The 12655-nt window shown below is 48.6% G+C and carries 12 protein-coding genes and 1 other RNA gene; 5 read left to right on the top strand and 8 right to left on the bottom strand.

All coding sequences use genetic code 11. The annotated features are described in order from the left end of the window. Nucleotides 1–4: 4 nt before the first annotated feature. From mraZ to rsmI, 6 genes are all read right to left on the bottom strand, one after another. Nucleotides 5–460, bottom strand: a complete 456-nt coding sequence (gene mraZ / locus DFR28_RS13300; RefSeq protein WP_113954846.1) for a division/cell wall cluster transcriptional repressor MraZ — start codon at nucleotides 458–460, stop codon at nucleotides 5–7. Nucleotides 461–970: 510 nt separating this feature from the next. Further along, nucleotides 971–1316, bottom strand: an RNA gene (gene rnpB, locus DFR28_RS13295) — RNase P RNA component class A. Nucleotides 1317–1384: 68 nt separating this feature from the next. After that, nucleotides 1385–2509: a quinone-dependent dihydroorotate dehydrogenase gene (pyrD, locus tag DFR28_RS13290; RefSeq protein WP_245941763.1), complete on the bottom strand. Its 1125-nt coding sequence runs from the start codon at nucleotides 2507–2509 to the stop codon at nucleotides 1385–1387. 40 nt (nucleotides 2510–2549) lie between these two features. Then, nucleotides 2550–4322 carry an ABCB family ABC transporter ATP-binding protein/permease gene (locus DFR28_RS13285; RefSeq protein WP_211316995.1) on the bottom strand — a complete coding sequence of 591 codons (1773 nt, stop codon included), beginning with the start codon at nucleotides 4320–4322 and terminating at the stop codon, nucleotides 2550–2552. After that, nucleotides 4319–5506, bottom strand: a complete 1188-nt coding sequence (locus DFR28_RS13280) for a D-alanyl-D-alanine carboxypeptidase (protein ID WP_170132093.1) — start codon at nucleotides 5504–5506, stop codon at nucleotides 4319–4321. The genes DFR28_RS13285 and DFR28_RS13280 overlap by 4 nt, the downstream gene beginning before the upstream one ends. A gap of 16 nt (nucleotides 5507–5522) precedes the next feature. After that, complete coding sequence (gene rsmI / locus DFR28_RS13275; protein WP_245941762.1) at nucleotides 5523–6422, bottom strand: 16S rRNA (cytidine(1402)-2'-O)-methyltransferase; 900 nt, start codon at nucleotides 6420–6422, stop codon at nucleotides 5523–5525. A gap of 92 nt (nucleotides 6423–6514) precedes the next feature. Between rsmI and DFR28_RS13270 the strand changes: the two genes are divergently transcribed. The 5 genes from DFR28_RS13270 (at nucleotide 6515) to rfaE2 (ending at nucleotide 10754) form a co-directional block, all read left to right on the top strand. Continuing rightward, nucleotides 6515–8584 carry a penicillin-binding protein activator gene (locus tag DFR28_RS13270; RefSeq protein ID WP_113954843.1) on the top strand — a complete coding sequence of 690 codons (2070 nt, stop codon included), beginning with the start codon at nucleotides 6515–6517 and terminating at the stop codon, nucleotides 8582–8584. Continuing rightward, nucleotides 8529–8888, top strand: coding sequence for a YraN family protein (locus tag DFR28_RS13265; protein WP_170132092.1), 360 nt, complete (start codon nucleotides 8529–8531; stop codon nucleotides 8886–8888). The genes DFR28_RS13270 and DFR28_RS13265 overlap by 56 nt, the downstream gene beginning before the upstream one ends. 64 nt (nucleotides 8889–8952) lie before the next feature. Further along, a complete protein-coding gene (locus tag DFR28_RS13260; protein WP_113954842.1) occupies nucleotides 8953–9525 on the top strand; it encodes a D-sedoheptulose-7-phosphate isomerase in 573 nt (190 codons plus the stop codon). Nucleotides 9526–9617: 92 nt separating this feature from the next. Then, a complete protein-coding gene (locus DFR28_RS13255; protein ID WP_113954841.1) occupies nucleotides 9618–10244 on the top strand; it encodes a BON domain-containing protein in 627 nt (208 codons plus the stop codon). Between the two features lie 15 nt (nucleotides 10245–10259). Next, a complete protein-coding gene (rfaE2, locus tag DFR28_RS13250) occupies nucleotides 10260–10754 on the top strand; it encodes a D-glycero-beta-D-manno-heptose 1-phosphate adenylyltransferase (RefSeq protein ID WP_170132091.1) in 495 nt (164 codons plus the stop codon). 48 nt (nucleotides 10755–10802) lie between these two features. Here the strand turns inward: rfaE2 and DFR28_RS13245 are convergent, their stop codons facing one another. Further along, nucleotides 10803–11954, bottom strand: coding sequence for a penicillin-binding transpeptidase domain-containing protein (locus DFR28_RS13245; RefSeq protein WP_147251021.1), 1152 nt, complete (start codon nucleotides 11952–11954; stop codon nucleotides 10803–10805). 131 nt (nucleotides 11955–12085) lie between these two features. Then, nucleotides 12086–12613, bottom strand: a complete 528-nt coding sequence (locus tag DFR28_RS13240; RefSeq protein ID WP_113954839.1) for an RNA pyrophosphohydrolase — start codon at nucleotides 12611–12613, stop codon at nucleotides 12086–12088. Nucleotides 12614–12655 lie beyond the last annotated feature (42 nt).

Below are 12655 nucleotides of genomic sequence, written 5' to 3'. Positions count from 1 at the left end.
CCCTCTAAAAAGAGAGAGATTCGAGCTCGCTCGGCAACGCCGACTCATCGAGCTCTACTGACAACATGGAATCGCGCTGCGCAACCCATTGCGCTTCGCTCCATATTTCATACTTGTCGCCTTGCCCTACCAAGACCGCTTTTCGATCAATACCAGCAAATTCACGCAACGGAGTCGGCACCAGAATTCGCCCACTACCATCCATAACACAATCATCCGCGTGCCCAATCAGCATCCGTTTCAACTGTCGAGTCTGTGCGTTCAACGTCGGCAACGCGGTTAGCTTCTTCTCTACCTGCTCCCAATCCTCTAGTCGATACAGCAATAAACAACGATCACTTGGGCTAATAGTCACCACCAGCGCACCCTCGGACTCCCCTTTTAAGGCGTCACGATGCCGGGTCGGAATTGACATCCGCCCCTTCGCGTCTAGATTTAAATGGTTACTGCCTCTGGCCACGACGATGCTCGTCCTGTAGTTACTGGATTGTGGTTCGGTTTTTCTGGTTAGGGCTGCAGGAATTGGGATAAATTATCCACAAATTCCCACAATTACCCACATTTCGCCACTATCTACGACGCAGGCATGACTGTCAAGGGTTTATTAGAAGGGAAAACCTTTTTCTTTCAGTAGCTTAGCGCACATTCCATTGCAACTTAACCACTCAAGTTAAAGTATTACTTTAACTATCGAACACAAGATTATATTTTTAATTGATTAAATTTTAAGCACTACCGCAGACTTATCCACAGATTAATCTTCGGTAAGACATACATACTATCAAACCAGCAATATCTTAAGGAAAAACAATAATTGCCTGACCGCATCATTCTCGCGAGATATACCGAAACAGCGCTCAATGATGCCACTGACACTCGCCACCCAGCGATAAAACCCAATATTGCAATGCGCCTTACTCAGAGGGTTAGCGCAGCCTCCAGATATAATTAACATTCTGAAAACTGGAAAAAAGGAAGTCAGCCGATAAGCCGGGTTCTGTCGTAGACAGTCATTCATCTAGGGCGCACATCGCTATACGCCTCAAGCAACCTACCCGTGTTCAACGCGGGCCGCGCCATATGAACACCTATTTGGTCTTGCTCCGAGTGGGGTTTACCTAGCCGCTCGTGTTACCACTAACGCGGTGCGCTCTTACCGCACCATTTCACCCTTACTCCCTCCGAAGAAGAAGCGGTATCTTTCTGCTGCACTGGCCGTCGGCTTACGCCGCCCAGACGTTATCTGGCACCCTGCCCTATGGAGCCCGGACTTTCCTCCCCCCGAATTAACGAGCGGCGACTGTCTGGCTGACTTCGCCGCGAGTCTACCCAATAACCTAGACCTTAGCAAAGCCTATTCCGAAGAATGCTCGCGCTAAGCCAATTATTCCTTGCGTAGCTGCGCGAGGGCCTCTCCGAGATCGCTAAACCCATGCGACTGCACTTTAGCCTGCAGACCGTGAACAATGTCCTTAATCATCGCTGGGCCTTGATAGATAAATTGCGTATATATTTGCAAATAGTCAGCGCCCGCCAACAGTTTTTCCCAGGCATCATCGACTGTTTTAATACCACCAACGCCAATAATCTGAACTCGACCCTTTAACAAGGGGTAAAATTGACGAATACAATCAGTCGACATTTCTTTAACTGGCGCACCACTCAAACCGCCACCTTCACTGGCGTGTTGACTCTTAAGCGAACTAGGCCGAGCCACAGTGGTGTTGGTCGCAATCAACGCATCAAACTGATGCGAAATCAACAACTCCGCGATTATTTCAATTTCATCAGGGGTCAAATCCGGCGCCACTTTCAGCGCGATCGGCACTGATCGCTTATGGACTTTTTGGCACTTTACCTGCGCCTGCTTTATCTGCTGCAATAAGTGATCCAGAAACGACTCGTTCTGCAAATCTCTTAGTGACTTAGTATTCGGTGATGAGATGTTCACCGTAATGTAATCAGCATGCGCATAGACACGCTGCATCGCCGACACGTAGTCAAAATGTGCATCCGCAATCGGCGTAATGGCGTTCTTACCAATATTGATCCCCGCCACCGCGGTGCGCTGAGTTTTCTTAATATTCTCAACAAATAGCTCAACGCCACCACTGTTAAAACCCATGCGGTTAATCAGCGCCTCATCATCCTCAAGCCTAAACATTCTTGGTTTATCATTGCCCGGCTGAGGCTTCGGAGTGACCGTCCCGAGTTCGACCCCACTAAAACCGAGAGCTGAGAATGCCGGCAAAGCTCGAGCATTCTTATCTAAACCTGCCGCTAAGCCAACTGGATGCCGGAAATCGATACCCATACACTTAATCGGTAAATCGTTCACTCGGTTGCCAAACCACTTTTGAATTTGGCCGGTTAAGAATGGCGACTTTGATGCCATTGCAAGCTTGGACAGCGTTAAGTCATGCGCATACTCAGGGTCAAGCTTAAATAAAATGGGGCGAGCGAAAGAATACATAAGATCTGACGAGAAACTAAACATGGTCTGGATCATATCGTAGACTCATACCTAAGAGCGAGACTACAACACTAACTTAATCGCTATTCTGCAACCGCCACGCAGCAGCATAATGCTGGCCGTGCTGTAACAACTCTTGATGCGTTCCCTGCTCAACAATTAAGCCTTGATCAAGCACCAAGATTAAATCAGCATCGACAATAGTGGACAAGCGGTGCGCAATAACTACGCTAGTATAATTACCTCGAACTCGCTCCATCGCCGCCAAAATACGCTGCTCTGCTTGGCTATCTAACGACGACGTCGCCTCGTCAAACACCAGAATTTTAGGTTTCTTCAGAATGGCGCGAGCAATCGCGACTCGTTGCTTTTCACCACCAGACAACTTGAGTCCACGCTCGCCCACCTGCGTGTCGCCACCGTCAGGTAACTGGCGAATGAAATCATCAAGATATGCCATTCTGATCGCTTCATTGACTTCCTCCGCTGTCGCATTAACGTTCCCATATTGAATGTTGTCATAAATGCTAGCGTTAAATAGCACCGTATCTTGCGGCACCACACTGATCGCACGACGCAAACTCTGCTGTGTAACATCAGCAATATTTTGACCATCAATTTGAATTTGCCCGCTGGTCACATCGTAAAATCGGAACAATAGCTTCATGATGGTCGATTTCCCTGACCCGCTACCACCCACGATAGCCACCTTTTGCTTAGCCGGGACGGTAAAGCTCACACCCTGCAAAATCTGCCGATCAGCATGATAATAAAAGCCAACGTCATGAAAGCTGATTTTACCCTGACCCAACACCAATGGCCTCGCTCGCTCTCGATCTTTAATTGCCGGCTGCACTCTTAGCAATGCAAACATCGCATCAATATTAGCCATCGAGCCTTTCATTTCCCGATAAACAAAACCGAGAAAATTAAGCGGCATAAATATCTGCATCATCAACGCATTAATCAACACAAAGTCGCCGATGGTCATGGCCTGCGAGGCAACCTGACTGGCAGCCAATACCATGGCCGCTGTTGCGGCCGTAGCAATAATTAGCGATTGACCACCATTCAAGCCAAACAAGGTTAGTCGATTTTTACGCCGCGCAGCTTCCCAAGCCGCCAAATCGACGTCATACCGGTCTGCCTCAAAATTTTCGTTATTAAAATACTTAACCGTTTCGAAATTCAATAAACTGTCAACGGCTCGGGTACTCGATTGACTCTCGGCCTTATTCATCGCACGTACCGTGGCAGTACGCCATTCGGTGGCAACCACCGAAAATCCGACATAGGCCGATACCGACACAACCACAATAAGCGCGAACCAAAACGAATAATTCCAAAACAGCAACACCGCAATCATGCCAATTTCGATAAACGTAGGCACGATATTGAATACCATAAAACGCATCAGGAAGCTGATACCTGAGACACCACGCTCAATATCACGTGACACCCCACCTGTGCGGCGGTTCAAGTGATACGCTAAATCTAGTGAGTGCAAGTGTTGAAATACGCGATGACCCACCCGGCGCATGGCGCGCTCGGTGACTCGTCCAAATAAAGTATCTCGCAACTCCCCAAATAACACATTGGAGAATCGCACCAAACCATAGGCAATCAATAACGCCATCGGCACCACAATCAACGAAGTATCAGCGTTAAGTTGGTCGACGATGTGCTTGAGGATGAACGGCAAGCCGACACTAGCAAGCTTAGCGCCAATTAGGCACAGCAAGGCGAGGCCGATTCTCCCCTTAAACTCCATCAAATAAGGCAGCAACTGCTTCAGGCTTGACCAGTCGACGCGCTGATCCGTTGCCGCACTCTGTCGCATGCCTCTCATTGCAGGTCTCCGGATGTTGCGGCTATTTGCTGCTTCAGATCCATAACTAATTTATCGAGCAAGCGAATGCGATACTGATAGGGAACCGTGCGATTGAAATTGAAAACAAAGCGAAAGCTATGAGCCGGAAACTCGATGTAGCCAGCAAAACTATGCACCGCATTCAAGGTTCCGGTTTTGGCAAACACATTTACGTCATCACGATCAATCAAGTACTCCTTAAGCAATCGTTTGTTTGGAGTCAACGCCTTAAGCAGGTCATCTAACTGATACGCAGAAAGCCTATTATCGCGAGTCAAACCGGCACCGTCTTGCAATACAGCACCTTGCCAAGAAAAATCCGCTTCCAATACCGCTCGGGCATACGCGCTGGCAGCCTCAAACGTTACTGAGTTGCCCTGCGACTGCTCGGCAAGCTTCAAAAACACCTGATTAGCGATGAAGTTATTGGAATATTCTAGAGCACCGCGCAACACCTCGGCTAAGGAGCGCGAATTTTGGTAGCTGAATAAACGCGGCACATCAGTTGGAACTTGCTGACCTACCGAGATCCGAACATCTTTCCAACCACATTTAGCGACTAACAATTCAGCAAAATTCTGTTGCGCATTGATCGCGTTACGAAGGTTCACTCGAGTCGCTCGAACACCAATACCCTGCGCCACTCGTTGCGCGGTTTTGGTTAGCGGGGTTTGCGGTTCAGCGCTCACGAGTCGCCCTTCATGCTGGCGCAACATGGCGGTATTGAAGTTCGCCGCAACCGCCGACATCGGCGCATTATACGGGTCACTTACCTGACTGCGTCCTGGAACTTTAGTAATCGAAAAAAAAGTATTATCGATCTTTAGTTCTCGTACCGTCGACAAACCGAGCATAGACAAACGCTGCGCAATCAGCTCTAGCTCTTCCGAGATCAAAAACGGATCGCCATAACCTTTGACCCATAAAGTGTCGCCGGCGAGGTAAAAGTCCGTCGTGAAGTGGTGCTCACCACCCCATTTCTCCAGCGCCAAATAGGCCGTAGCTAGCTTCGTTAATGATGCAGGCACGAGCGGCTTATCCGCTTGCCAATTAAAAATTTCCTTACCGGCATGATCGACAACATAAACCGCATCATTAACGGACAAATTCTCTTGCAAGAAAGAGGCTCCGGCAATGCTCGCCGAGCTGAAAGCGATAAGCATGCTGGCGATTAAAAGGCTAGTTAGGCATCTCATTTTTTAAATCCAGCGCCAGCTGGTAGACCTCATTTTTACGTTTATTGGTTAACTTGGCCACTAAACCAACGGCCTGCTTAACCGGTAATTCAGTCAACATAACACGCAGCATAGCGCTAATATCGGCATCGGATTCTGACACAAGCTTCTGCCCTGCCAGCATTAACACGAACTCGCCTCGAGTTTGATCAGAATCCGCTTCAAGCGTCGCCAACACTTGCTCTGCACTCCCTGTCAAGACAGTTTCAAAGCGCTTGGTCAATTCGCGAGCCAAGACGACTTGGCGCACCGCACCTAGCACCTCGACAACATCTCGAAGACAAGCCTCGATGCGATGCGATGACTCAAGCAACACAACGGTCCGAGGCTGTGCAAGGTAAGCACTTAACGCCGTCTTTCGTGCACTCGACTTGGCCGGCAAGAAGCCATCATAAATAAATCCGTCGGTCGGTAAACCGGCAATTGATAGCGCCGCAATAATCGAACTCGGTCCGGGGATAGTCAACACCGAATGCCCCAAGTCTCGCAACGCCCTCACTAACACGAAACCAGGATCACTTATTAGTGGCGTACCGGCATCGCTGATTAACGCCAGATTTTGACCTTGTGACAATTGCTCGGCAACCCAATCGACCATGCTTTGCTCATTATGCTCATGACATGAGCGCAGCGGGCGATTGACCCCGTAATGATTTAACAAACGTTTACTATGACGCGTATCTTCTGCCAAGATAATGTCAACCGCCTTTAATGTATCCAGCGCACGCTGACTAATATCGGCAAGATTGCCAATAGGGGTCGCCACAATATACAGATGTCCACGATCAGCCGTACTTAATTGATGACTGTCTGATTCGGTCTCTTTGCTAATTGGGTCACTCACTCGGTATACTTCGCGTTGGAATAGATCGAAATCGGTTCTGCTGATTTGGCAAGCAGATACAAGGTTTTGAGAATAATCGGAATACGATCATAATGCATCATCAATTACACCGCTGTTCATATCGACTCGCACTTGTCGGCAGCATTTTTCTGCTCGCTAGCTGCGCCTCGTCTCCTGTCTACCCACCTGCTCAGGTTGAAGCTCGCGACATCGTCTTAGATGAGCCATTTGCATCACCGATCCAACCTGGCACGGCATATCCCGATTTTAGAACCGGCGGCTTACAAGTCGAAGAACTAGAAGCGGCTCGCAACACCGAACGCGCACGCTACTTTGAACAACAAGCCGACCAACAAGCACCCGAAGACAAAGTGAACGCCGTACTCAGCGCCGCAGAGTATTACGTGCAAGCGAACGACTTTGACAGCGCAGAACGAACTTTGGGAGAGCTGCTAGGGCTACCAACAGATATCACTCAAGGCCACAGACGGCGCGTTGTTCAGGCGTATATCGCTTTTCACCGAGGCGACTATTACCAAACTATCGACCTGCTAACACCGTTAATAAACTACGTCCCAGAAGACTTTTTAAGCGCACCAGAACCGGAAGTACTTGAGGATGATGAGCCTCAACCAGTAGTCATACCCGCGAAACCACCGGTGAGCACCCAACAAGTTGACGCGCTTTTATTAATTTCATTTGCCTATGAAAAACTTGGCCAGCTAGACGCCTCAGTACAAGCATTGATACAACGTGAGAGCGCGCTGGTTGGTGCTGCACGGAGTGAAACAACGCGCTACATTTGGCAAGTAATCAATGCTATTCCCGCAGAAGAACGACAACTTATTATAGAGAATACAGAATACTCCCTAGTGCGCAATCGCGTTGAACAAAGCCTTGGCACCCAAGTGGGCGATGCCAGCTTGGAACCACAGCAGTTTAACCGCTGGCGCAACGAACCATTAGAAAGCAGCAAAAAAACCATTAACGCCAACTGGTCTCAGAGTTCGCCCACCAGCGTTGCCGTATTGTTGCCATTGAGCTCGCGTTTCAGCAAAGCCGCTAATGCCGTAAAAGACGGCATACGCTACCAACACGAGCAAAATTACTCGCCGTTTCGCCCAGAAGTAAGATTCTATGATATCGGCGACATCCCGAGCCAAGCGCCGCAGTATTACGCTGCCGCAGTGCAAGCAGGAGCGGATTTCATTATTGGCCCATTAGGTAAAGACTACGCCGACCAAGTAAACAGCTATGCCAATACCAATATCCCGTCATTATTACTAGGTGGCGAAGCTCCCCTTGCTGGCGCAGTGTCACGCTTTGCCATGGGCCCAGAACTAGAAGGTCAACATGTCGCAGAAAAAGCATGGAAGGACGGACACCTTAGCGCCGCGCTGATGGTGCCGACAGATTCTCAAAGTCAGCGCACCGTTGATGCCTTCAGCCAACGCTGGCTATCGCTTGGAGGAAAGATCAGCGCGGTGGTCAACTACTCACCCAAGCAGTTTGACCACAGCATCGAGCTCAAGCAATTATTTGATATCAATCAAAGCGAATACCGCAATTCACAGCTACGTAAAGTGCTCGGCTATCGACCCGAGTTCGCCGCATACCAGCGACAAGATATTGACTTCATCTTCATGATTGCCGACAACGACACTGGGCGCCTAGTGCGTCCACAAATAAACTTCTTTAGCGGGTCGCGCATTCCAGTGTATTCAACGTCTGCCATATTCAATGGCATTCAAGATAGCGTTAACAATATCGACTTAGACAACACCCTATTCCCGGTAATGCCTTGGGTATTAAAATCAGCGAATGTGTCGCCCTATGCCGGACAATTAAATATGCTGTTTGCGATGGGCGGTGATGCCTATGAGATTGCTGGTAACTACGCTTCTTTGGTCAATAACGACTTAGCGTTGAACGGCAAGACAGGGCAAATAACCATCAACAATTACGGCGAAGCGATTTATCAACCGGCTTGGGCACGGTTTGAAAACGGTGAAGCGGTGGTCGACGAGTCCTACGGCATTGACATTGCCCCCCTTGACGCGCTTAATGGCAGTCAGCTACCAAATTCAAATGTAAAAGGAACTTACAATGATTCAAATTGGGACCCGAGCCAAGGGCAACCGCGCCGAGGATCTAGCAACTAACTATTTAGTTAAGAAAAGACTGGTTGTGGTGACGCGCAACTATTATTGTCGTGTTGGCGAAATTGACATTGTCATGCGAGATAAAGACTATCTGGTCTTTGTTGAAGTAAGGCATCGCAAGCGCGGAGACTACGGCGGTGCTCTTGAGAGTATCGACTACTTTAAACAAACCAAGCTACGTCGTGCTGCAGAGCACTATTTAGTAACGACCAAAACCTCTGACTGCCCATGCCGTTTTGATATACTTTGCGTCAACGGAAACCTTAGCAACCCGAGCTTTGAGTGGATAAGCAACGCTTTTTAAAACCACTCTCGCTTTCAACAATAACGGCCCTTCGAATATCGTTGGCGCCAAGCAGACTTACATCATGTCGATCATTTCACAACACTTTAAAGAAAGCGCCGCAAGTATTCTCGATAACGCGCATCTAGAATCACAAATCGAAGCCGCAGCGAAGCACATCTACGCCAGCTTCGAAGCAGGCGGCAAGTTACTTATTTGCGGCAACGGCGGCTCCGCCGCGGATGCACAACACTTGTCATCTGAATTACTAAACCGCTACAAACGGGAACGTCGCGAATTACCTGGAATCGCGCTAACGACAGATGGCTCGACATTAACTTCAATTGGCAACGACTATGACTACTCACAAGTTTTTTCCAAACAAGTTAGCGCACTAGGACGCCCAGGCGATGTACTATTGGTAATCACCACTTCCGGTAACTCTGCAAATATCGCGCGTGCCGTCGAAGTCGCACATGAAAAATCAGTTACAGTGGTTGCACTGAACGGTAAAGCTGGCGGAAAATTAAGCCCAATCCTCGGCAGCGACGACATCGACATTATTGTAAAAGGTGATGTAACCGCTCGAATTCAAGAAGTTCATGGCTTAATTATTCATTGTATTTGCGAGTTAATCGACATCTATGAGCTGGACTAATATAAACCGGATTAGGCAGCACTGAAGTTTCGCTGCACCGAAAGCGCACCAACTCAATTTTGCGCTCGAATCACTCTCTAATTGGAGCTTGTATGCCCACCACAACGCTTAAGTTTTCTTCGTCGGTAAAACAATTTGCCATCCGGACTCGAATGCTATGGTTAGCACTAGGCGTTGCGGCCAGCTTGAGTGCTTGCGTAACCGCACTAGTAGCCGGCGCAGTCATTGCTACCGTAGACATTATTCACGACCGCCGCACCGTTGGCGAGTATATTGATGACAGCGCAATTGAAATTAAAGCCCGCAATATTTTGGTATCAACCAATGAAATTCGCGAAGCAGCGCACGTCAAACCTGTTTCATGGAACGGCATTTTGTTGGTAACCGGCGAAATCGATAACGAGGCGGTAAAACGCAACGTAGTTAGCCAATTTGGCGAAATTCAAGGAGTACGACAAGTCGTCGACGAAACCACTATCACTGATAAAACTCGAATTGGTGTACGAACTAACGATGCGTGGATTAGCGGAAAAGTAAAAAGTAGATTGTTACTAAAAACTGGGCTTGATGCTAATCGCGTAAAAGTAGTCACGACTCGTGGTAGCGTTTACTTGATGGGTATCGTAACGCTTGACGAAGCAACCGATGCAGTTGAGTATGCTCGCACGGTTCGCGGTGTTGAGCGAGTTGTAAAAGTATTTGAGTACCAAGAAGGTTAACCGCCGGACTATCCAATGATGCTAAACACACAGAGAAAGGTGATTCCGGCAAACGCTGACATTGCATCCATAGATGCAATGGTCAGCGCATTACCGCGCCCTTTAGTGTTCACCAACGGCTGTTTTGACATTTTACATCGCGGTCATGCCACTTACCTTGAACAAGCGCGTAATTTGGGTTCGGCACTGATCGTCGGAGTGAATAGTGACGCTTCGGTAAAACGGCAGGGGAAAGGCGATGATCGCCCAGTCAACTGTCTCGAAGACCGCATGTCGGTATTGGCCAGCCTTGAGTGTGTCGGTGCGGTAGTGAGCTTTGACGAAGACACGCCCTTTCTATTAATCCAGCAAATATTACCCGATCACTTAGTTAAAGGCGGAGACTGGCTACCGAAGGATATTGTTGGTGGCGACATTGTTACGGCGCATGGCGGCCAAGTGCATTCAATCGCGTTTCAGTTTGAGCGCTCAACCACCGCACTGTTAAAAAAAATACGCTCCGGCGGTTAGTGTCAAAAAGACAATCACGCGGTTAACCAAACCAACGTCTCAAATCAACTATTCGGCAGCGGCCGCGGAAGCCATCTCGACATCATCTTGCATACGCTCGGTAAAATAGTGGTAGATAAACTGTCTGGCCACATAGGCACTGCGCACATACCACTTCTCTTTGTTAACGATGAGTGAAGCGTACGCTACGCGCCGACCGTCCTTTTCGGCATAGCCAACAAACCAATCATGCCGTCCGCGAGGAGACAAACCAGTGAGCGAACCGGTTTTACCACCGATTTCCATATTATTGTAAACTTTGTAGCGATCTAGACCGCGAAACGACTTGCGAGCTGAACCAATACGCGTAGTCTCAGTCATCAGGCTACGCAAAGACGCAGCCGTCTTCTCAGTGATTACCGGCGTTGAGCTATTCTGGTGCTGCGCTCGGTAGAGCACATGCCCATCATTACTTACCACTGAATCAACCATGTATGGCGTCACCATTTTTCCATCATTCGCGACAATGGCAGCAATTTGTGCAGCATGAATCGGACTTAAAGTAATGTCTCGAGTGTAACCCGATGCGGCTTCAGCCACTTCCCACTCGTCTTCCATCGCCAACCCAAGCGTGCTAGGCGGCAAATGAAAATCGCTTTGCAATGCTTCGCCAAAACCGAACTTATGAGCATAAAGTCGTAAATTATCAGCCCCTATTTGCTTTACCCCCAAGCGACCAAATACGGGGTTAACCGATTTCGCAAATGACTCTTTAAAGGTCGGAGAGCGAGTCCATTTTGTCTTCTCATGGCTAAGAACTTGCTTTTTATATAAGGTGGTCGACTTGCCATTGAATGGAATAACGCTGCTAGGCGTTACCTTACCTAAATCAAGACCCGCCGCAGCTGTCACCATTTTAAAAACCGAGGCCGCCGGATAATCCGAACGCATCACAAGATTATCCCACTTCTCATCGGCTTTAATGAAGCTTGTTATGTTGAGAATGGCGCCGGTTTCAACATCAATCGCGACGAAACAGGCATAGTCAGGCTGGTAACGTAAGTACACGTCCGCCATATCATCGTGCACTGTCTCATCGAATGTGTAATTGACCAATCCCGCGATGGGCTGGCCTTGTTCGCCCTTAAACTCCATCCTAGTCGGGAACCGACTATTAAGGGCATGTGCTGTCACCGCATCGGCCACCGCCTCTCGGTCCAAGCTGAGCTTTTTTGTTGCGCGAGTGCTGGCGAGCTTAGTGACAACACCAATGCGGCCACGGCTGCAACATTAAACACAAACCGAGAATTCTTAGCGCGGGGTAGCAAAGTCATCAATGAATACGTAGGACGTTAGTTATTAGTGGGGAGAAATTCATGGAGCTCCGACAAAGCACGTTGATAGACCGTTTTTTTAAATTCAACAATATTATCAATGGCATGATGCATGTCGACCCAACGCCAACTGTCAAACTCCGGCGTTTCAAGCCCGGCGGCAAGATCAACCACTGAATCGTCTTCAATCAGCTCGATCAAAAACCAAACTTGCTTTTGCCCTCGGAAATTAACTCGTCGTCGGCCGGTGCTTTGCGCACGACGGCGCTGGTTACGCAATAAACGTCTGGGCAGGTCGTAACGCAGCCATTCTTTAGTATGGGCAACTAAGCGGACTTGTTCTTTTTGCAAGCCAGTTTCTTCTTGCAGCTCTCGATACATGGCCTCGACCAGAGACTCATTTCGGCTGACGCCGCCTTGAGGAAATTGCCAGCCGTCTTGATTGACTCGTCGAGCCCAAAACAACTGTCCTTGATTGTTGCAAATAATGATCCCGACATTCGGTCGATATCCATCGTTCGCAAAGATTGGTTCGAAGTTCTGCATGCCTCTGTTGAATTAAATAATATCGGCGCTTTGCCAGACTCA

The organism is Arenicella xantha, assembly GCF_003315245.1.
In the GTDB taxonomy this organism is placed as follows: Bacteria; Pseudomonadota; Gammaproteobacteria; order Arenicellales; family Arenicellaceae; genus Arenicella; species Arenicella xantha.
This window is presented reverse-complemented; position numbering and strand designations above follow the sequence as displayed.

What these genes read in the sequence shown, in the direction of transcription:
- pyrD (WP_245941763.1), bottom strand. Translation starts at nt 2,509, where the DNA reads ATGATCCAGACCATGTTTAGTTTCTCGTCAGATCTTATGTATTCTTTC.
- DFR28_RS13285 (WP_211316995.1), bottom strand. Translation starts at nt 4,322, where the DNA reads ATGAGAGGCATGCGACAGAGTGCGGCAACGGATCAGCGCGTCGACTGG.
- DFR28_RS13280 (WP_170132093.1), bottom strand. Translation starts at nt 5,506, where the DNA reads ATGCTTATCGCTTTCAGCTCGGCGAGCATTGCCGGAGCCTCTTTCTTG.
- DFR28_RS13270 (WP_113954843.1), top strand. Translation starts at nt 6,515, where the DNA reads ATGCATCATCAATTACACCGCTGTTCATATCGACTCGCACTTGTCGGC.
- DFR28_RS13265 (WP_170132092.1), top strand. Translation starts at nt 8,529, where the DNA reads ATGATTCAAATTGGGACCCGAGCCAAGGGCAACCGCGCCGAGGATCTA.
- DFR28_RS13260 (WP_113954842.1), top strand. Translation starts at nt 8,953, where the DNA reads ATGTCGATCATTTCACAACACTTTAAAGAAAGCGCCGCAAGTATTCTC.
- DFR28_RS13255 (WP_113954841.1), top strand. Translation starts at nt 9,618, where the DNA reads ATGCCCACCACAACGCTTAAGTTTTCTTCGTCGGTAAAACAATTTGCC.
- rfaE2 (WP_170132091.1), top strand. Translation starts at nt 10,260, where the DNA reads ATGATGCTAAACACACAGAGAAAGGTGATTCCGGCAAACGCTGACATT.
- DFR28_RS13240 (WP_113954839.1), bottom strand. Translation starts at nt 12,613, where the DNA reads ATGCAGAACTTCGAACCAATCTTTGCGAACGATGGATATCGACCGAAT.